The sequence below is a fragment of the Streptomyces rimosus subsp. rimosus genome (assembly GCF_000720725.1).
GTDB classification, from domain to species: domain Bacteria; phylum Actinomycetota; class Actinomycetes; order Streptomycetales; family Streptomycetaceae; genus Streptomyces; species Streptomyces rimosus_A.
Genome location: NZ_JOCQ01000140.1, coordinates 1 through 19,450, shown reverse-complemented (window position 1 = coordinate 19,450; position 19,450 = coordinate 1). Strand labels below are relative to the sequence as shown.

18 protein-coding genes, 1 tRNA gene and 1 pseudogene are annotated in these 19,450 nt (G+C 72.3%); 10 read left to right on the top strand and 10 right to left on the bottom strand.

Annotated elements, in window-relative coordinates; genetic code table 11:
* On the top strand, positions 1-1,795 hold a 1,795-nt coding region (locus IH45_RS0139165; protein WP_050515500.1), incomplete at its 5' end, for a putative bifunctional diguanylate cyclase/phosphodiesterase.
* A gap of 155 nt (positions 1,796-1,950) precedes the next feature.
* A pseudogene (locus tag IH45_RS1000000147385) lies at positions 1,951-2,160 on the top strand (DUF4158 domain-containing protein); the annotation flags it as partial.
* A gap of 8 nt (positions 2,161-2,168) precedes the next feature.
* Here the strand turns inward: IH45_RS1000000147385 and IH45_RS0139160 are convergent.
* From IH45_RS0139160 to IH45_RS0139145, 4 genes are all read right to left on the bottom strand, one after another.
* Positions 2,169-2,894: a dienelactone hydrolase family protein gene (locus tag IH45_RS0139160; RefSeq protein WP_030680577.1), complete on the bottom strand. Its 726-nt coding sequence runs from the start codon at positions 2,892-2,894 to the stop codon at positions 2,169-2,171.
* A 262-nt stretch (positions 2,895-3,156) separates the two neighbouring features.
* Entirely contained in the window at positions 3,157-4,317 is a 1,161-nt protein-coding gene (locus IH45_RS0139155) for an LLM class flavin-dependent oxidoreductase (protein WP_030680574.1), read from the bottom strand.
* A gap of 111 nt (positions 4,318-4,428) precedes the next feature.
* Positions 4,429-5,169 carry a maleate cis-trans isomerase family protein gene (locus IH45_RS0139150; RefSeq protein ID WP_030680571.1) on the bottom strand — a complete coding sequence of 247 codons (741 nt, stop codon included), beginning with the start codon at positions 5,167-5,169 and terminating at the stop codon, positions 4,429-4,431.
* A gap of 146 nt (positions 5,170-5,315) precedes the next feature.
* Positions 5,316-6,245, bottom strand: coding sequence for a maleate cis-trans isomerase family protein (locus IH45_RS0139145; RefSeq protein WP_030680568.1), 930 nt, complete (start codon positions 6,243-6,245; stop codon positions 5,316-5,318).
* Positions 6,246-6,462: 217 nt separating this feature from the next.
* Between IH45_RS0139145 and IH45_RS0139140 the strand changes: the two genes are divergently transcribed.
* Positions 6,463-7,428, top strand: a complete 966-nt coding sequence (locus IH45_RS0139140) for a D-2-hydroxyacid dehydrogenase (RefSeq protein WP_030680566.1) — start codon at positions 6,463-6,465, stop codon at positions 7,426-7,428.
* Positions 7,429-7,473: 45 nt separating this feature from the next.
* Positions 7,474-8,898, top strand: coding sequence for an amidase (locus tag IH45_RS0139135; RefSeq protein WP_030680563.1), 1,425 nt, complete (start codon positions 7,474-7,476; stop codon positions 8,896-8,898).
* Here IH45_RS0139135 and IH45_RS0139130 read toward each other — a convergent pair.
* Entirely contained in the window at positions 8,879-9,379 is a 501-nt protein-coding gene (locus tag IH45_RS0139130) for a DUF3830 family protein (protein ID WP_030680556.1), read from the bottom strand. The genes IH45_RS0139135 and IH45_RS0139130 overlap by 20 nt on opposite strands.
* Before the next feature lie 257 nt (positions 9,380-9,636).
* Between IH45_RS0139130 and ehuB the strand changes: the two genes are divergently transcribed.
* The 6 genes from ehuB to IH45_RS0139100 all read left to right on the top strand — a co-directional run bounded on the left by ehuB (position 9,637) and on the right by IH45_RS0139100 (position 13,977).
* Positions 9,637-10,569: an ectoine/hydroxyectoine ABC transporter substrate-binding protein EhuB gene (gene ehuB, locus IH45_RS0139125; protein WP_030680553.1), complete on the top strand. Its 933-nt coding sequence runs from the start codon at positions 9,637-9,639 to the stop codon at positions 10,567-10,569.
* Positions 10,566-11,297, top strand: a complete 732-nt coding sequence (gene ehuC / locus IH45_RS0139120; RefSeq protein ID WP_030680551.1) for an ectoine/hydroxyectoine ABC transporter permease subunit EhuC — start codon at positions 10,566-10,568, stop codon at positions 11,295-11,297. Before ehuB ends, ehuC begins: the two co-directional genes overlap by 4 nt.
* Entirely contained in the window at positions 11,294-11,947 is a 654-nt protein-coding gene (ehuD, locus tag IH45_RS0139115; RefSeq protein ID WP_030680549.1) for an ectoine/hydroxyectoine ABC transporter permease subunit EhuD, read from the top strand. Before ehuC ends, ehuD begins: the two co-directional genes overlap by 4 nt.
* Positions 11,937-12,752 (top strand): ectoine/hydroxyectoine ABC transporter ATP-binding protein EhuA, encoded by an 816-nt coding sequence (gene ehuA / locus IH45_RS0139110; RefSeq protein WP_050515499.1) that lies wholly within the window; start codon positions 11,937-11,939, stop codon positions 12,750-12,752. The genes ehuD and ehuA overlap by 11 nt, the downstream gene beginning before the upstream one ends.
* Positions 12,753-13,054: 302 nt before the next feature.
* On the top strand, positions 13,055-13,813 hold the full coding sequence (locus tag IH45_RS0139105) for an IclR family transcriptional regulator (RefSeq protein WP_030680543.1): 759 nt from the start codon (positions 13,055-13,057) through the stop codon (positions 13,811-13,813).
* 90 nt (positions 13,814-13,903) lie between these two features.
* A tRNA-Lys gene (locus IH45_RS0139100) sits at positions 13,904-13,977 on the top strand.
* A gap of 79 nt (positions 13,978-14,056) precedes the next feature.
* Here the strand turns inward: IH45_RS0139100 and IH45_RS0139095 are convergent.
* From IH45_RS0139095 to IH45_RS01000000144575, 5 genes are all read right to left on the bottom strand, one after another.
* A complete protein-coding gene (locus IH45_RS0139095) occupies positions 14,057-14,644 on the bottom strand; it encodes a lytic polysaccharide monooxygenase auxiliary activity family 9 protein (RefSeq protein ID WP_030680540.1) in 588 nt (195 codons plus the stop codon).
* A gap of 200 nt (positions 14,645-14,844) precedes the next feature.
* On the bottom strand, positions 14,845-15,438 hold the full coding sequence (locus tag IH45_RS0139090) for a lytic polysaccharide monooxygenase auxiliary activity family 9 protein (RefSeq protein WP_030680538.1): 594 nt from the start codon (positions 15,436-15,438) through the stop codon (positions 14,845-14,847).
* 317 nt (positions 15,439-15,755) lie between these two features.
* Positions 15,756-16,874: a hypothetical protein gene (locus IH45_RS0139085; RefSeq protein WP_030680535.1), complete on the bottom strand. Its 1,119-nt coding sequence runs from the start codon at positions 16,872-16,874 to the stop codon at positions 15,756-15,758.
* A gap of 45 nt (positions 16,875-16,919) precedes the next feature.
* A complete protein-coding gene (locus tag IH45_RS1000000145670; protein ID WP_050515498.1) occupies positions 16,920-17,846 on the bottom strand; it encodes a C40 family peptidase in 927 nt (308 codons plus the stop codon).
* 74 nt (positions 17,847-17,920) lie between these two features.
* Positions 17,921-19,228 carry an SPFH domain-containing protein gene (locus tag IH45_RS01000000144575; protein WP_078897996.1) on the bottom strand — a complete coding sequence of 436 codons (1,308 nt, stop codon included), beginning with the start codon at positions 19,226-19,228 and terminating at the stop codon, positions 17,921-17,923.
* Between the last annotated feature and the right edge of the window lie 222 nt (positions 19,229-19,450).

The following is a 19,450-nucleotide window of genomic DNA, read 5'->3' as shown; positions in this document are numbered from 1 at the left end:
GCCCGGCCCGCACGGCGAGCCGCGCGCGTCCGGCCGCGGCGGGCCGGACGCCGACGACGGCTCCGCGGCCTCGCTGCGCGACTACCGCGCCGCCTTCCAGGCCGCCCGCGTCCCGCTGGCCGTACTGAACCGCGACGGCCTGGTCCTCGCCGCCAACCCCGCCTTCGGCGAACTGGTCGGCGCGGCGCCGGACGACCTGGTGGCGGCGACCGCCGCCGACCTGACCGAGCTGGGCACCGACCCGCGTATCTGGGCCGCCTACCGCGAGGTGCTGTGCGGGCACAGCGACCGGCTGCGCTGCACCCGACGACTCAAACATCCCGACGGGCAGTTCCTGTGGGCCGAGGTGACGGTCGAACCGCTGCCGGACGAGGACTGCGTCCTGCTGTCCGTGTCGGACATCAGCGACCGGCACGATCTGCTGGCCCGGCTGCGCCACCTCCAGATGCACGACCCGGTGACCCGGTTGCCCAACCGCGCGCTGTTCTTCGAGCGGCTGGCGGGCGCGCTGGAGTCGGCCGCCTTCGAACAGCACGGTACGGGCCGGGTCGGCCTGTGCTACCTCGACCTGGACGGCTTCAAGGCCGTCAACGACACCCTCGGCCACCGGGTCGGCGACCGGCTGCTGAGCGCGGTGGCCCAGCGCCTGACGCACTGCGCCGAGAGCCTGGACGGGCGCGGCGCGGTGCGCGGCCGCAGCGGGCACCTGGTGGCGCGGCTCGGCGGTGACGAGTTCGCGCTCCTGGTGGAGGACTCGGCCGGCACCGAGCAGCTCGCCGAGCTGGCACAGCGGGTGCTGGACGCGCTGCAGCGGCCGTTCGACCTGGCCGGGCAGCGGCTGTCGGTCTCCGCGAGCATCGGCGTCGTGGAGCGCGCGGCGACCGGCACCACCGCCACCGGTCTGATGCAGGCCGCGGACACCACGCTGTACTGGGCGAAAGAGGACGGCAAGGCCCGCTGGACGCTCTTCGACCCCGAGCGCAACGCCCACCGGATGACCCGCCAGGCCCTGTCCAGCACCCTGCGCCCGGCGGTGGACCGCGGCGAGTTCACGCTGGAGTACCAGCCGCTGGTCGGGCTCGGCGACGGGCGGGCGAAGGGCGTCGAGGCGCTGGTGCGCTGGCGGCACCCGCAGTTCGGCACACTGTCGCCGAATCGGTTCATCGGATTGGCGGAGGAGAACGGCTCGATCGTGGAGCTGGGCCGCTGGGTGCTGGCCCGCGCCTGCCACCAGGCCCGCGCCTGGCAGCTGGCCCGCCCGGGCGCCGAGCCGCTGTTCGTCAGCGTGAACGTCGCCGTACGGCAGGTGTGGGACTCCGACCTGGTCGCGGACGTGGCGGGCATCCTCGCGGAGACCGGGCTGCCGCCCGCCCTGCTCCAGCTGGAGCTGACCGAGTCGGCCGTGATGGGTTCGGCCGGGCGCCCGCTCCAGGCGCTCCAGGAGCTGAGCGAGATGGGCGTGCGGATCGCCATCGACGACTTCGGCACCGGTTACTCGAACCTCGCCTACCTCAGCCGGCTGCCGGTCTCCGTCCTGAAGCTGGACGGCTCCTTCGTCCGCGGCTTCCGCTCCCAGGAGCACCCGAACCCGGCGGACGAGACGATCGTGGAAGCCCTGGTGTCGCTGGCGCACCGGCTGGGCCTGACGGTCACCGCGGAGTGCGTGGAGAGCGCCGAACAGGCCGAACGGTTGCGCCGTATCGGCTGCGACACCGGGCAGGGGTGGCTGTACTCCCGCCCGGTGCCCCCGGACCGGGTGTGCGATCTGCTCGGGGCGGCGCGGCCCGGCGCGTAGCGGCGCCCGCGGGGGCGGGCGAGCCGGCGCGCTCCCCCCGCCCGCTCCGACGCATCGGCCCCCGCTCCGGGACACCCGTCCCCGCTCCGGCACACCGGCCTCGGGGAGCATCGGTACAGCCGTTGACGCTGAGAACGATCATGGTCAGCCGGCACAGCATCGGCCGGTTCCCCCCGGACGATCCGCTCGACGCGCCGTGGCCGGTGGTCGAGCACCTGGCCGCGCAGCTCGGCATCGAGGACGCGCCGGTGGCGAAGCGGTACACCGAGCGGCCGAAGACGGCGTACGAGCATGCGTGGAAGGTCCGGAACGCCTACGAGTTCCGCGAGTACGAGGACGCGGAGTGGTCCCGGCGGTTTCGGAGCCGATCGGATCAGTCCGTGACGGGCAGGCACTCGGCGAGCAGAGCGACGATGTCACTCCAGGCTCGCTGTGCGTGCCGTGGGTGGTAGCCGACGCCGGGACGCACGGTGTGGTCGACCGTTGGATGGTGGAAGGCGTGAAGGGCTCCTCCGTAGACCACGAGGCGCCAGTCGACACCCGCGGCCTGCATCTCTGCGGTGAACGCGTCCCGTTGGGCGGGCGGCATGATCGGGTCTTCCGACCCGACGCCGGCCCATACCGGGCAGCGAATGCGTGCCGCCTCGCCCGGCCGGCCCGTGGTCAGTGCGTTGACTGTCGCAATCGCGCGCAGGTCGACGCCGTCGCGACCGAGTTCCAGTGCGATTGCGCCCCCGGTGCCGTAGCCGACGGCGGCGGTCCGGTCGGGGTCGGCCCGTGGTTCGGCACGCAGCACGTCGAGCGCGGCGTGACCGATTCCTCGCATCCGGTCGGGGTCGGCGAGCAGCGGCATGCAGCGGGCCAGCATGTCCTCCGGGTCTTCCAAGTAGCGTCCGCCGTGCAGGTCGAAGGCCAGCGCCACGTACCCCAGCTCGGCCAGAGCCTCGGCCCGGCGGCGCTCGACATCACTGAGCCCCGTCCCCTCGGGGCCGATCAGGACTGCGGGCCGGCGCTCGGCACCGGCCGGGAGCGCGAGGTATCCGATCATCGTCAGGTTGTCGGCCGGGTAGGCGACCGTACGGGTTGTGATCATCGTCATGCGACTGGACAGTAATGACCGTTGCGCCCGCTCGGGGTGGTGTTCACCGATGGCAGACAGCAGTCTGTCCCGACTGCATCACCTGGACGCGTCGCCCTCCTGTCGGCAAACGATCCGGCTGTTCCGGCCCGGCGCAAGGCCCGCCGCGAGTACGAAACCCGCGTCAGCACACTCGCGCCGATCGGACCATGATCGCTCCCAGCGCCAACCGCTGTACCGATGTTCCCCGAGGCCGCACACCCGCCCGTACGGCAGCCCCCGCTTACGCCTCCGGCAGCCCGTAAGCGTCCGCGATCAGCTCGTACGACCGCAGCCGGACGTCGCCGCCGTGCGCGTTGGCGGTGATCATCAGCTCGTCCGCGCCGGTGCGCTTGGCCAGCGCGTCCAGGCCGTCGCGCACCGCGTCGGGGGTGCCGTGGATGATGTTGGACAGCCAGCTGCCGACGAAGTCGCGCTCCATCTCGCTGAAGGTGTGCGCCTCGGCCTCCTCCGGGCTGGGCACCAGGCCCGGGCGCCCGGTACGCAGCCGGATCATGGACAGCGCGCCGGTGAGCACCTGGCGGTACGCCGCCTTCTCGTCCTCGGCGGCGAGTGCGGCGACGCCGATCAGGGCGTACGGCTCGTCCAGGACCGCCGAGGGCCGGAAGGATTCCCGGTACAGGTCCAGCGCGGGGATGGTGTTCGCCGCGGAGAAGTGGTGTGCGAAAGCGAAGGGCAGGCCCAGGCGGCCGGCCAGCTGGGCGCTGAAGCCGGAGGAGCCGAGCAGCCACAGCGGCGGCCGGTGCGGCGACTGGACACCGCCCGGGGAGGTCGCCTGGACCGGCCCCGGCACCGCGTGGATACGGCTGTACGGGTGCCCGTCGGGGAAGTCGTCGTCCAGGAAGCGGGTCAGTTCGGCGAGCTGCTGCGGGAACTCGTCGGCGCCTTCGTGCAGCCGCTCGGTACGGCGCAGCGCCGCCGCGGTGGCGCCGTCGGTGCCCGGTGCCCGGCCGAGGCCCAGGTCGACCCGGCCGGGGGCCATCGCTTCGAGCGTGCCGAACTGCTCCGCGATCACCAGCGGCGCGTGGTTGGGCAGCATCACGCCGCCGGAGCCCAGCCGGATGCGGTCGGTGTGCGCGGCCAGGTGGGCCAGCAGCACCGCGGGCGACGAGGAGGCCACGCCGGGCATCGAGTGGTGCTCGGCGACCCAGTAGCGGTGGAAGCCGCGGCGCTCGGCCGTGCGGGCGATGCCGACGGCGGTGCGTACGGCCTCGGAGGCGGTGTGCCCGGCGCCCACGGTCACCAGGTCGAGCACGGACAGCGGCACCGGCGCGGTGCCCCGGGCGGTGCCGCGGATGCCGTCGCCCGGTGTCTCCTCGGCTCCCCGGTTCCCGGTCCCCCGGTTCTCGTCGGTGCCCCGGTTCTCGTCGTGGTCGCCGCTCACGGTGCGGGCCCTCCTCGCGTCGCTGGTCTGCCGCGAGGACAACCGGAGCAGTTCTCCGGTTATTCCCGGGCGCGCGAAGAGGGCCCTGCCGGTCAGCCCGGCCGGCCGCCGTCAGCCCGCGGCGGACGGCACCGGTGCCCCGGCGAACAGCGTGCCCAGCGCCGGGCACGCGACCGTACGGTCCAGCAGCCGCAGCCCCTCCCAGGCGGTGACCTGGTTGGCGGTGAGCACCGGCTTACCCAGCGCCGCCTCGATGTCGGGGAGGTGGGCGGCGGTGTGCAGGGCGGTGTCGGGGAGCAGTACCACCTCGGCGTCGGGATGGTCCCCCGTACGGGCGAGCAGCAGGACCTCCTCCAGGCCCCAGGTGCCGACCTCGGCGGCGGTGATGATCCCGCTGCCGCACGTCGAGACGACTTCCGTACCCGCGGACTTGAGGAAGGCGCGGAAGCACTCGGCCACGTCGTCGGGGTAGGTCGCGGCGATGGCCACCCGCTCGGCGCCGAGCGCCCGGACGGCGTGTGCGAAGGCGAAGGAGGTACTGGAGGCGGGCAGCCCGGCCGTCGCCGACAGCTCGCGCACCTGCTCGTGGGCGCCCTCCCAGCCGAAAACGAAGCTGGCGCTGGTGCAGGCCCAGACGACGGCCTCGGCGCCGCGCCTCTTCAGTTCGGCGACACCGGCGGCGAGGCGGGCGGCGGAGCCCATCTCCAGCAGGGCGTCGACACGGTGGGCGTCCTCGCCGATGTCGGTGTGGACGAGCGGCAGGCGCAGGCCGTTGCCGAGGAGGGTTTCGAGGCGGGGGTAGTCGTCCTCGGCGGAGTGGCCGGGGTAGAGGAAGCCGACCGTGGATGCCATGCAGGTCTCCTGACTGAGGGGGTGCGAGTGCGGGTGGGGCGGGCGGTGCGGTGCGCGCGCCGTCACGGGCTCAAGAGCGCCGGGCGCCGGGCGCACGGAGGGAGCGCACAAGGGGTCGGTGTCCGGCGGGGAGCCGTCCGTACACCTCAGACCGGCGCCGCCGGGCCGGGTTCCTCCGGGGGATGAAAGGGCGGTACGTCCCGTCCGTCGGCCTGTCCGTCCTCCGGCGAAGGGATCGCCGACCCGGCGAACGCCGCCTCGGGCGGGCCGCCGCGCCTCGGTATCCCGGCTCCCTCCTCCGGGGCCCAGGAGGCGGTCATGGCGGCCGGTCCGCGTCTGGCGACCGGGTCCACCAGCGCCTGGTAGGGGCCGACCGCATGGGCCCCGATGGCCCGCAGCGAGGCCCACATCGTGACCTGGTTGGCCGACAGGACCGGCATCCGCAGCTCGGCCTCCAGCTGCGGGATGACGTCGTACGTCGGCAGGTTCGTACAGCTGATGAACAGGGCGTCGGCGGCGCCGACGACGGCCTGGCGGGCCATGTCGACGACGTCCCGGTACGGCACCTTCCAGATGTGCCGGGTCAGGCCGAGGTAGGCGCGGCCGGTGACGGTGACGCCGGCCTCCCGCAGATACTCCTCCAGGGAGTCGGTCACCGATTTGGTGTAGGGGGTGACGACCGCGATCCGCCGCGCGTCGATCTCGCACAGCGCCTGGAGGAGCGCGCCGGAGGTGGTGAGCGCGGGGAGCCGTTCCCCCGCCTGGGTCATGGCGGCGCACATGGCGCGCTCGCCCGCCATGCCGCCGACGAAGCTGCCCGAGGTGCAGGCGTACGAGACGACCTGCGGCGATACGGCGCACAGCGCCTGGACGGCGGCGTGCAGCGTTTCGTGTTCACTGACGAGGCGGGCCAGATCGAGGCTCACCTCGACCGGTACGAAAGGGGTTCGGGTGAGGTGGAGGGACACATCGTCGGGGATCCAGCGCCACAGCTCGCGGTCCAGGGCGAAGTCGAACGGAGCGACGACACCCACACCGAGCTGAGGCTTCGGTCCCCCCAGAAATGAGACGTCCATGATGCCCCCAGAAGAGCGAAGGGCTGGTAAGGGCAAGGCCTTTGACCAGGGGTGGCCAGGGGTTTGGTACGACCGGCACAAGCCGGGGACGTCGGGACAGAGCCGTTGTTGACACGGTAGATACGACTTCTTAGCGTGGTCAATCCTCGCATCTCAGGCATCTGTCGGCGCCTCTTGTCAGTTAAAGGGGCTCACGTTTCAGAACGGTTTCTGGCCTATGTCCGAAAGCACCGTCCTTGTCCTCGGTTCCGACCCGCCCCCCAAGCTGGACCGGCTCACCGGCCGCGCCCGGCTGGTGTACGCCGACGACGAAACCCTCGCCGACCAACTTCCCGCCGCCGACGTGGTGTTGGCCTGGGACTTCACCTCCGACGCGATCCGGGACGCCTGGCCGGGCGGCGGACCGCGACCCGTTTGGGTGCACACCGCGAGCGCGGGCGTCGACCGGCTGATGTGCCCGGAGCTGATCGCGGACGAGACGCTGGTGACCAACGCACGCGGGGTCTTCGAGCAGCCGATCGCCGAGTACGTCGCCGGACTGGTGATCGCCATGGCCAAGGACTTCTACGGAAGTTGGGAGCTCCAGCGGCAGCGGCGCTGGCGGCACCGGGAGACACTGCGGGTGGCGGGCAGCCGCGCCGTCGTGGTGGGCGCGGGGCCGATCGGCCGGGCCATCGGGCGGACGCTGCTGGCACTGGGTGTCAGGGTGGATCTGGTCGGACGGCGGGAGCGTTCGGACGATCCGGACTTCGGCCGGGTGCACCCGAGCGGCGCGCTGAACGGTCTGCTGGGCACGGCCGACTGGGTGGTGTGCGCGGCGCCGCTGACGGAGCAGACGCGCGGCATGTTCGACCGGGCCGCCTTCGGCCGCATGCGGCAGCGGGCCCGCTTCATCAACGTGGGCCGCGGGCCGCTCGTCGTCGAGGACGAACTCGTGGCCGCGCTGCGCGAGTGGCGGATCGCGGCGGCGGCGCTGGACGTCTTCGAGCACGAGCCGCTGACCGCGGACAGCCCCCTGTGGGACGTGCCGCACCTGATCGTCTCGCCGCACATGAGCGGCGACACGCTGGGCTGGCGGGACGCGCTGGCCGAGCAGTTCGCGGACAACTTCGACCGGTGGGCGGCGGGCGAGCCGCTCACCAATGTGGTGGACAAACGGCTGGGGTACGTACCGGGCGCCTGATCTTCCGGGACCGTGGAATCGCAGCGTTCGTGGAAGGAGGTCGGGATGGCCGAGGTGACGGATCTGGCCGACTGCTCGGCGGAGCGGCTGGTCGCGGGGTACGCGGCGGGCGAGTTCTCGCCGGTCGAGGCGGTGCAGGCGGTGATCGGGCGGGCCGGATGGGCCCAGGAGCGGGTGAACGCCTTCACCCGTATCGACGCGGACGAGGCGCTGACCGCGGCGAAGGAGTCCGCGGAGCGCTGGCGGTCCGGGCGGCCCGCCGGGCTGGTGGACGGGGTGCCGGTCACGGTCAAGGACCTGATCCTGACCCGCGGCACGCCGACGCTGCGCGGGTCGCGCACGGTGCGCGAGGAAGGGGCGGTCTGGGACGCGGACGCGCCGTCGGTGGCGCGGCTGCGCGAGCACGGCGCGGTCTTCGTGGGCAAGACGACCACGCCCGAATTCGGATGGAAGGGCGTCACGGACAGCCCGCGGCACGGGGTGACGAGCAATCCGTACGACCCGTCCCGGACCGCGGGCGGCTCCAGCGGCGGCAGCGCGGCGGCCGTCGCGCTGGGCGCCGGGCCGCTGAGCCTGGGCACGGACGGCGGCGGGTCGGTCCGCATCCCCGGCTCGTTCTGCGGGATCTTCGCGCTGAAGCCGACGTACGGGCGGGTGCCGCTGTTCCCGGCGAGCCCGTTCGGGACGCTGGCGCACGTCGGGCCGATGACCCGGGACGCGGCCGACGCGGCGCTGCTGATGGACCTGATCACCGGCGCGGACTGGCGGGACTGGTCGCAGCTCGCCCCGCCCGCCGGCTCCTTCCGGGAGGAGCTGACGCGGCCGGTGGCCGGGCTGCGGGTGGCCTACAGCCCGTCGCTGGGCTGGGACGTGCCGGTACGGCCGGAGGTCGCCGCGGCGGTACGGCGCGCCGTGGACCGGCTGGCCGGGCTGGGCGCCGTGGTCGAGGAGGCGGACCCGGGCATCACCGACCCGGTGGAGGAGTTCCACACGCTGTGGTTCAGCGGCGCGGCCCGGGTGGTCCAGCACCTGAGCCACGCGCAGCGCGAGCTGCTCGACCCGGGCCTGAAGGAGATCTGCGCGGAGGGCGCGCGGCGCAGCGCGCTGGACTACCTGGCGGCGGTGGACGTGCGGATGGCGCTGGGCCTGGCGATGGGCCGCTTCCACAGCACGTACGACCTGCTGGTGACGCCGACCGAGCCGATCACCGCCTTCGAGGCCGGGGCCGAGGTGCCGGCCGGGTCGGGGCACACCCGCTGGACGGGCTGGACGCCGTTCACGTACCCGTTCAACATGACGCAGCAGCCCGCCGCGACCGTGCCGTGCGGCGTGGACGGGGACGGGCTGCCGATCGGGGTGCAGCTGGTGGGCGCGCGGCACGCCGACGCGCTGGTCCTGCGCGCCGCGCACGCCCTCTACACCTCGGGGGCCGCGGAGCTGCCCGCTCTCCCTACTCCCGGCGGAAGCTGAGGGTTTCCCCCAGCGCCCCGGCGCGCCACAGGTCCTGGCAGGCGTCGGCCATCCGGTCCAGGCCGTCCACGACCGAGCCCCACACGATGCCCGGCACCCAGCCCGCGTCACCGTTGATCAGCAGGTTGTTGCGCTCGTAGAACAGCGCGAGGTCGACGACGGTGGCGCGGCCCTGGTGCTTGGCCTCCCGTTCGTATCCGTACGAGGCGGTGCCCAACTGCGTCTCGCTGAAGGTGAAGTAGCACAGGTCACCGGGGATGGGCGTGATGGTCGGGTTCTCCAGAGGCGGCTCCTCCGGGGCGAACGGCGGGACGAGGGCGTAGATCTCGTTGCGGGCGTACTTGGCGTGGTAGACGTCGCCGCCGAGCGGCAGCGCGTCCCAGACGGCCTTGCAGGTGACCGGCGCGCGGTCGTCGAGCAGCTTGGCGGTGCAGCTCACGCCCCGCTTGTCGAGGGAGACTTCGATGAAACGGTCGACCATTTTGCCTCCTAACGGTGCTTTGCGGACCCATGGTGGACCAGTGGGCGGCGCGATGCACACCAGGGCGGCGGCGTGCCGCGCGACACCGGAAGGGCCTTGCCCGGGGGCGTAAATGAGCCATGGGGGAAAGGGAGTTACCGCCTCCGAACGGGTGTCGTATGCACGCATGACCGACATGTGGCACGGTCCCGCACCGCTTCCGTCAAGGGCCGGAAACGATGGGCATATTTTCAACGGGTTCGGGTAATGGCGCGCCCATGGCTCCACCACAGGAGAACAGCTCAGGAAGAAACGCATCAGGGTTCCGCCGCCGCTCGCTGCTTGCAGGAGCGGCGGCGCTGGGTTTGACAGGGGCATTCGGAGCGACCACCACCGGTTGCTCGCGGGTGGACATCACCGGGGCTACGGACGGGGGGCACCTGCTCGATGACCTGCGCGGCAGGAAAGTCGTACGGATGGGCATCGCCAGCGAGCCGCCCTACGCGTCGATCAACAGCCAGGGCGAGCTGACCGGCGAGGCGCCCGCCGTCGCCAAGACGATCTTCCAGCGGCTGGGGGTGGAGCGCTTCGAGCCGGTGCCCGTCGAGTTCGGCGCCCTCGTGCCCGGCCTCCACTCCTTCCAGTACGACGTGATCGTGGCCGGCATGTTCATCAACAAGGCGCGCTGCCAGGCCGTGCTCTTCTCCGACCCGGACTACGAGTCGAAGGACGGCTTCCTCGTACCGAAGGGCAACCCGAAGAAGATCACCTCCTACGAGGACGTGGCCAAGGGCGGCCTGCGGATGGGCACCGGCATCGGGTACGCGGAGATCGACTACGCGACCGGCAACGGTGTCGCCAAGGGGAAGATCCAGACGTACGGCGACCAGATCGCCGGCATGGAGGCCCTGGAGGCGGACCGCATCGACTGCTTCGCCGGCACCGCGCTGACGATGATGGAGGCGCTGAAGACCGGCAAGCACCCCAAGGTGGAGATGACCCGCCCCTTCACCCCCGAGGTGGACGGCAAACCCCAGCGGGACGGCGGCGGTTACGGCTTCCGGATCGGCGAGACCAAGCTGCGCGACGCCTTCAACCGTGAGCTGCACCGGATGAAGAAGAGCGGCGAACTCCTGCGCATCGCCCGGCCCTTCGGGTTCACCGAGGAGTTCATGACCGACCTCACGGCGAAGGAGCTCTGTGCCCGGTGACCGGAGCGTTGTGGGAACTGTTCTTCAAAGGTGTGTGGATCACCGTCCAGCTGATGGTCTACAGCGCCGCGCTGGCCGCCGTCGTCGCGTTCGGCATCGGCCTGGCCCGCACGTCCCGGCTGTGGATCGTGCGCTTCCTGTCCGGCGTCTACGTGGAGTTCTTCCGCGGCACCTCGGCGCTGGTCCTGATGTTCTGGCTGTTCTTCGCGCTGCCGCTGCTGGGCTGGCAGCTCGCCGGCATGTGGGCGGGCACCCTGGCCCTCGGGCTGTCGTACGGGGCGTACGGCTCCGAGGTCGTGCGCGGCGCCGTCCAGGCGGTGGCGCCCGCCCAGCGTGAGGCGGCCATCGCGCTGAGCTTCACGCCCTGGCAGCGGCTGCGGAAGGTGATCCTGCCGCAGGCCGTGCCGGAGATGCTGCCGCCGTTCAACAACCTGCTGATCGAGCTGCTCAAGGGCACCGCGCTGGCCTCGCTGCTGTCGATCGGGGAGCTGACCTTCCAGGCCAAGCTGGCCCGGCTCTCCACGGGCCAGAGCGCCCAGGTCTACGGGATCATCCTGGTCCTCTACTTCGTGATCGCGTTCGTGGTGACCCGGATCATGCGCCTCCTGGAGCGCCGGGCCAAGGCGTCGATCGGCCGCGCGCCGGAGAAGTCCGGCTGGTTCTCGCGCCGGCTGCCGATCGGCAAGCAGGGCCCCCAGGTGATCACCGCCCCCGGAGGTAAGCCGTGAACAACTGGTCGTGGGAGTACGTCCGTGACATCCTGCCCGACCTGCTCCAGGGGCTGTGGATCACCGTGCAGGCGACGCTGTACGGCTCGCTGGTGGCATTCGCGCTCGGCCTGGTGTGGGCCCTGCTGCTGCGCTCCCCCAGCCGCTGGGTGACCTGGCCGGTCAGCATCGTCGTGGAGTTCGTCCGCAACACGCCGCTGCTGGTGCAGCTGTTCTTCCTCTTCTTCGTGCTGCCGGGCTGGGGTCTGACCTTCCCGCCGCTGGCCACCGGCGTCATCGGCCTCGGGCTGCACTACTCGACGTACACCGCCGAGGTCTACCGGGCGGGCATCGACGGCGTACCGGAGGGCCAGTGGGAGGCGGCGACCGCGCTCAGCCTGCCGCGCCGGCGCACCTGGACCTCGGTGATCCTGCCGCAGGCGTTCCGCCGGGTGGTCCCGGCGCTCGGCAACTACGTCATCGCGATGTTCAAGGACACCCCGATGCTGGCCGCGATCACCGTCGCGGAAATGCTCTTCCGGGCGAACAGCATCGGCGCGACCACCTTCGACTACATGGAGCCGATCACGGTCGTCGGCGTCCTGTTCGTCGTGATCTCGTACCCCACCTCTCTTGCCCTGCGAGCCCTGGAGCGTCGCCTTGTCCGATGACAGCACTCCCAAGAAAGCCACCGTCGGCACCGAGGAGGACGGCCCCGAGCTGGTCCGCTTCGACCGGGTCACCAAGCGCTTCGGCACGCACACCGTCCTGGACTCGCTGGAGATGACGGTCTACTCCGGCAAGCACGTCACGCTGATCGGGCCCTCCGGATCCGGCAAGACGACGATCCTGCGCCTGCTGATGACGCTGCTGAAGCCGGACGAGGGCACGATCAAGGTCGGGGACGCGTATCTGACCCACGAGGAGAAGAACGGCAAGCTCGTCCCGGCGGGCGAGAAGCACTGCCGGGAGGTCCGCAAGAACATCGGCATGGTCTTCCAGCAGTTCAACCTCTTCCCCAACATGAAGGTGCTGCGCAACATCACCGAGGCGCCGGTGCACGTCCTGGGCCTGGACAAGGGGGCCGCCGAGGAGCGGGCCCGCGGGCTGCTGGACCTGGTGGGGCTGACACAGCACATCGACAAGTACCCGTCCCAGCTCTCCGGCGGCCAGCAGCAGCGGGTGGCCATCGCGCGCGCCCTGGCCATGCGGCCGCAGGTGCTGCTGCTGGACGAGGTGACCAGCGCGCTCGACCCGGAGCTGGTGGCCGGTGTGCTGGACGTCCTGCGCGACATCGCGCACACCACCGACATCACGATGCTCATCGTCACCCACGAGATGAACTTCGCGCGGGACATCTCCGACTGCGTGATGATGTTCGACCAGGGGCGGGTAATCGAGTTCGGGACGCCGGAGAAGATCTTCAGCGAGCCGGAGAACGACCGCACGCGCGAGTTCCTGAGCGCGGTCCTGTGACGGAGCGGCCTCGCCGCGGCGCGGTGCCCGGACACGGCTGCGGCCGTCCTCCGGGCGCCCGCCGGGCGGCGCATCCGGCCGCCCGGACCCGTTCCGAATGACCCGGGCATATGTCAGCGGAACGCTCCCCTGTACAGGCGAACGCCAGGGCCCCCTTTTCGGTCAAGACCCCCTCCTGCGAGCGGCTTTGGCCGCTATCGTGGTACGTGCCCCGCTGCCCGCGATCGGCCGGTACTGCTCGACGGTCGTGACCGCCAGCGACGGCAGCGACGCAAACGGTCACAACCTGCTAGGGGGACACCGTGGCGCTGAAGCCCGAGCCGACCGCGCCGTTCCACTCGGTGCAGTACGCCCTCCGCGTGCTCGAAACCATCGCCCGGCACGCCGACGGCGTGACGGACGTGCAGATCGCCCGCAACACCGGCCTGCCGACCGGACACCTCGCCCACATGCTGGCGATGCTGCGCCGCGAGGGCTATGTCGCGCAGGTCGCCGACGGTGCGTACGTCGTCGGCGAGTCCCTCATACTGCTCGGCTCGGGCGGCGACCGCGAGGCGGCGCTGCGGGACAAGCTCCAGCGCACGCTCGTCGAGCTGCGCGACTCCGTCGGTGCCGCGGTCTACATCAGCCGCTACATCGACGGCGAGGTGAAGATCCTCCACTACGCCGACGGCCCCTGCGCCCCCAAGGTCAACGAGTGGGCCGAATTCCGCCGTACGGCACATGCCAGCGCGGTCGGCAAGTGCCTGCTGGCGCAGCTGGACCACGACGGCCGGATGGACCACCTCTCCCGCCACAAGACCGCCCGGCTCACCTCCCGGACGATCACCAACGAGAAGGTGCTCTTCCACAAGCTGGACAGCCAGCCGCCCACGGTCCCGATGCTGGACCTCCAGGAGTACGCCGTCGGCACGGTCTGCGCGGCCGTACCGATCACGGCGGGCGCCACGGTCGGCTGCCTGGCCCTGTCCATGCCGCTGGAGCACGCCCACCGGCTGCGGCAGGCCGCCGACGCGCTGAACCGGCGGGCGGCCCCGGTGCTGCTGTCGCTGTCGCTGTGATCCCGGGCGGCGGGGGGCCGCGGGGGCGCCCCGGCCGGGAGGTGGTCACGAGCACCCCTCGGGACCAGGTAGTATTTACTTCGTCAGCGCGCGCCGCTAGCTCAGTTGGTTAGAGCAGCTGACTCTTAATCAGCGGGTCCGGGGTTCGAGTCCCTGGCGGCGCACCTGAGAGTGGGCCTCTCGGAGCACAGCTCCGGGAGGCCCATTCGTGTTTTCCGGCCGGTCACCCGCCGGCCGTCCCGCTCAGTACTCCACGTCCGAGCAGGCGTAGAAGGCGTTGGCCGTGTCGGCGATCGTCCAGACGCCGACGATCAGGTGCCGGCCGGTCTTCCCGCCGGGCAGCGTGCCCTGGTGGGTATAGGTGGTCGGCGGCTGCTGACCGTTGTAGGGGACGGTCAGGAACGGGGCGGGCTCCAGGTCCGCCCGGGTCACCGGGCGGCTGGGGTCCCAGCCGTTCCTGGTGATGTAGTAGCGGAAGTCCGTGGTGCGGTGCGGGGCGGTGAAGCGCCAGCGGAAGGTGTACGAGCCCGCGCTCACCTTGGTGGCGGGCCACTGGCCGCCGCGCGGGTCGTCCAGTTCCTTGAACCGGCTGTTGCCGCCGGCGCAGATCCGGCCGTCGGCGGGTCCGCCGTTCGGGAAGCCCTTGGGGCCCTCGACGCTCTGCGGCTCCCACTGGATGGCGCCGCAGTTCTTCACCGTGCCGTTGGCGCACAGTTTCTGTCTGCTGATGGGGGCGTCGGTGTAGCCGTGGCTGCCGGCGCCGCTGGTGGACAGGACCGTCGCGCCGATGATGCCCAGTCCGACGACGGCCGCGCTGATCCTTTTGCGCATGCTTCGCTCCCGGAATGAGGGGGGTTTCCTGCGAGCTGAGTGCACTGCGGTCCAGACCAACCAGCAGAATATTCCCGCCGGTCGGTGCTGCCTAGGGGAGCGGAGCGGACGGATCGGCGGAGCGTACGGATACGGGCGCCCGACGGACGGGGCCTCCCCGGGGGAAGGACGGGGAGGCCCGTGGGAAGCTCCGGCGCCGGTTACGTCAGGTTGACGTCGGAGCAGGCGTAGAACGCGTTACCGGTGTCGGCGATGTTCCAGACGCCCAGGATGATGTGGTGGCCGTGCTTCTGGGTGGGCACCGTGCCCTGGTGCTGCACGGTCGCGGCCGGCTGCCGCCCGCCCATCGGCACCGTCACGAACGGCTCGGGTTCGAGGTCGGCCCGGGTGAGCGGCTTGCTCGGGTCGTAGCCGTCCTTGGTGATGTAGTAGCGGAAGTCCGTGGTGGCGTGCCGCGCGGTCAGCCGCCACTGGAAGGTGTAGCCCTGGCCGCCCCTGAGGTTGGTGGCGGGCCACTGGCCGCCGCGCGGGTCGTCCAGCTCCTTGAACCCGCTGTTGCCGCCGGAACATATCTTGCCGTCGGCGGGGCCCGCGGCCGGGAAGCCCTTGGGGCCCTCGACGCTCTGCGGTTCGTACTGGATCGCGCCGCAGTTCTTGACCGTTCCCTTGGCGCAGAGCGCCTGACGGCTGGGGGGCTGGTCGCTGTAGCCGTGGCTGGACGCACTGCTGGTGGCGAACAGGGAGACTCCGACGACGCCGAGACCGACCACGGCAGCGCTGAGCTTTTTGCGCATGCTTGGCTCCTGAAGAACGAGGGGGGTGTTCCATGAGCTGCTGTCTTGCGTGCTGTGCGGTCTAGACCAACGGGAAGACTAGTGACGCCGCATGGACATGTCCAGACCAATAACGAGCGGACGGTCGGTTTACGGTGGCGGACGGCCGGCCCAACGGCCCCCCGCGCACCGCCCGCCGCAGGGCCCCGATCGCGCCACGTCACGGACGATCACCCGTGGCCGGAACACCCCCTCCGGGACCCCGGGACCCCGGAACCTCGGAACTCCGGAATCCCGGAACTCCCCGCCCCGGAACTCCCGGCCTCCAAAGCTCCGGATCACGCCACGGCCGTCAGCCGCCCCCCGGCCGGGCGAGCGGCGCAGTGCACCAGGCCCGCGTACGTACGGCGCAGCGCGATCAGCGATTCCCGCGCCTCCCGGAAGACGGCGGCGTCCGGTCCGCCCTGGTGGGCGAGGGTGCGTACGGGCGCGCAGTGCCGGTCCAGCGCGCTCAGCCAGGCGCGGTGCCGGACCGGCAGATGGCGGCGCAACTGCTGCCGGCCGGTGTCGCCCGCCCGGCGTACGCCCATACCGAGCACCGCGTCCGCCGCCTGGAAGACCGGCGGTTCCAGCGCCCCCAGCCCGGAGAGTTCGGCGAGCACCGTGCTCTGCCACCCGGGTTCGGGAGCCGCCCGCAGCACCGCCGCCTCCGCCTGGAGCTGAGCGCGCAGCGCGTGCTGCACCCGGACCAGGCGGCGCAGCGCCGTCCCGGTGCACGCGTCCCCGAAATCCCGCCCGGCGAGCGTCCCGGCCAGCCGGAACAGCCAGATGCCGTGCGCCTCCAGCCGGGTGGTGGCCAGCATCAGCCGGTCCAGTCGCCCGAGCGGCTGCCCCTCCGGCGACCAGCGCACGACGGGGACGAGGGGCTCCGTACGGGCGAGCTGGTCGATGGGCAGATGGCGGCGCGGCTTGCGCTCGGGCGCCCAGTTCAGCAGCGCGAGCGTGGGCAGCGCCACGAACTGCTGGTGGTCGACGCGGTGCGCGACGGACGACCACAGGCCGAGGAACGCCGGGTCGGCGGCGCGCCGGGACGCGGGTGCGAGCGGGTCCAGGGCGCTCCAGCCGCAGGCCGCCGCGATCACCGCCACCCGCAGGGACGCGGCGTCGGCGTTGCGCGGCGACAGGCGCGAGACACGCTGTCGCAGCGCCGTGAGTACGCCCTCCTGCCCCGCGCGGGCGACCAGGGCGCGGGCGGTGTCCCGGTCCGGGGCGGTGGCGACCGCCCCGGCCAGCTCGCTCAGCCACACCCAGGTCCCGGCCATGGTCCGTACGGGTGGCCGGGCGGGCAGGAAGCCATGGGCCTGCGGGTCGGATATCGGCGCGGGTATGCCGGCGGCGGGGTCCGCGGGCGGTTCGGCGGCCGGGGCCGGGACGGTGGTGGGGGCGGTCGGCACCATGACGAACGGCCTTTCTTCAGGGGCGGGTCTGCGCGTACGGCGGGGTCAGCCGACCCGTCCGTACAAGGTGGGGCGGTAGGCGGCGAAGGACGAGACGCGGACCGCCCGCCCGGGCCGGGGCGCCTCCAGGTACTGGCCGCCGCCGAGGTAGACCGCCACGTGGTGGATGCCGGACGCGGAGCCGTTGGACGACCAGAAGACCAGGTCGCCGCGGCGCAGCTGGTCGCGTGTGAGGGGTGTCGAGGCGCGGTACTGGGCGTCGGCGACCCGCGGCAGCGAGATGCCCGCGCGCTGGTACGCCTGCTGGACCAGGCCGGAGCAGTCGAAGGCGAACGGGCCGTTGCCGCCCCACGCGTAGGGCTTGCCGAGCTGGGCCATCGCCCACTGGACGGCGGCCTCGGTGCCGTACCGGGAAGGTGTGCCCTGGCTGCGGCCCGGGCTCCGTTTCGTACGGACGTGTGCGCCGCCCGTCCCGCCCGACGTGCCGGTACGGGCTTCGTAGCGCTCCCGGTGGCTGGTCCACCACCAGCTGCCGCCCTGCCGGTACCAGTACACCCGGTCGGTCGCGTCCCAGCCGGACCGGCCGCGGAAGGTGGGGGTGGGGTTGTGGCCACGCGCGGGCGCGGCGGCGGGACCGTGCGAGGCGGACGTCGTCCCGGACCCGCCGCCGGGACCGCCCGCGTACCGCGCGTACTTCCCGTAGTGGCTGGTCCACCGCCACCAGCCGGTCGCGTCCTTGTACCAGTACTTCGAGCCGTCCCAGCCGGCGTGCCGGGGCGCCGGTTCGGCGCTCGCCGCCCCGGCCGCGGCGCCGGCCAGCGTCACCGCGCCCACCACCGCCGCGACCGCGCCGCGCACCGTGCACCGCGGCCGGCTGCCGCCGTTGCGCGCGGCGGACTCGACCGCGGCCCCGCAGCAGAAAGCGCACCCGCACCCATCCGTTATGTCCTCGACGAACTCCGGTGTCCGCATGTCCTGCCTGCCTCTCCGCTCCAGTTCGTTCCGGTCTGTTCCGGTCCGTTCCAGCCCGGTCCGATTCGCTCTCGTCAGCCTTTGGCGGCGGCGCTGCCGCGCGCCGTGTAGAACGCCACGGTCAAGTCTTTGACCAGCGCTTTTCGCTCGTAGTCGTCCAGTTCGACCAGCCCTCTGCTGGTCAGCCGGTGCACGGTGTCGTCGACCGCGTCCACGACCGAGGTCAGCACGCTGTCGCGGTGCTTGGCGTCGATCGCCGCGATCTGCCGCCGCTGCATCGCGGCCGCCACCTCCGGCGCGTACTCGATCCGGGTCGGCTGTACGGAGAACACCTCGATGCCGACCGGGCGGCAGTCCGCCGACAGGGCCCGGGTGAGGGCCTCGCCGACCGCTTCCGCGTTCCGCAGGGTGGGTGTCTCCTCGTGGAAGGCGTCGGCGGGCAGTTGGGAGAGCACCCGCGCCATCGCCGCCTCCACCTGTTCGCGCAGGTAGGCGGTGTGGTCCCGGACGGCGAGCAGCGCCCGGGCGGTGTCCCTGACCCGCCAGACGACGAGCACCACGACCCGCAGCTGGATGCCCTGCGCGTCGACCGCGGGCATCGCCTCGCTGCGCCAGTGCCGCAGCCGTACGTCCACCCGGCGGCGCAGCACCAGGGGGCTGATCCACACCAGACCGGTACGGCGCACGCTGCCGCGGTAGCGCCCGAAGAGGCTGAGCACCCAGGCGCTGCCGACCCGCCCACGGGCCAGCCCGCCGAACGCGCACAGCGCGATCACACCGCCGAGCCCGGCCACGGCCCACTCCCACGGCTGCGGGCCGGGGCTGATGTCGATCGCCAGGCCCAGGGCCCGTACGACGGAGGCGGGCAGTATGCCCCGCCACCACAGGAACGCCACCGAGGCGGCGATCGCCACCAGCCCGGCGAACAGGGCCAGCGAGCCGGACAGGGAGAAGCCGCGGCGCTCGGCCACGCCGGTGTCCTCCTCGGGGGCGCGGCGCTCGGCCGATCCGGAGAATTCGCGGAACCACGCGGGGTGGCCGTTCGCCGCGCCGGGGTCCGCCGGGCGGTCGCCGCCGGTGGCCGGCCCGCCGTCGGCGCGGAGCCGGCTGCCCGCGTCGACCACACCGAGGGCGCCGTCGAGTACGGCGCGTTCCGCGGTGTCCAGCAGGTCGGTCGCGGCGGTGATGCCGGCCACGGCGGCGTCTGCCGGGGTGAGCCGGGCGGGAGCTGCCAGCGGGGCCCGCACGCGCGGCTGCTCGGCGGTGTCCACGTCGTCGGGTGCGCTGGACGTCCCGGGTGACTCGGGGGTCTTGGACGCCTCGGGAGCCTTGGGCGCCGCGCCCGCTTCCCCGTCCGGCTCGGCGCGGAAGAGCATGTCCATGGGGATGCCGTCGCCGTACCGCGCGGGCCGGGAACGGGCGGTCCAAAGGGTGTGCCGGGGGACGGGGTGATCTGCGGGCGGTGCTGCTGAGGCCCGCTCAGGAGCAGTCTTTGCCGCAGCACCTGATCGGCCATCAGTCTCCTCGGGCCCCGACGAATTCTCCTCCCCGGAAAGGTTTTCCAGCCCGGAAAGCCCCTCCGCCCCCTCCCCTTCCTTCGCGCC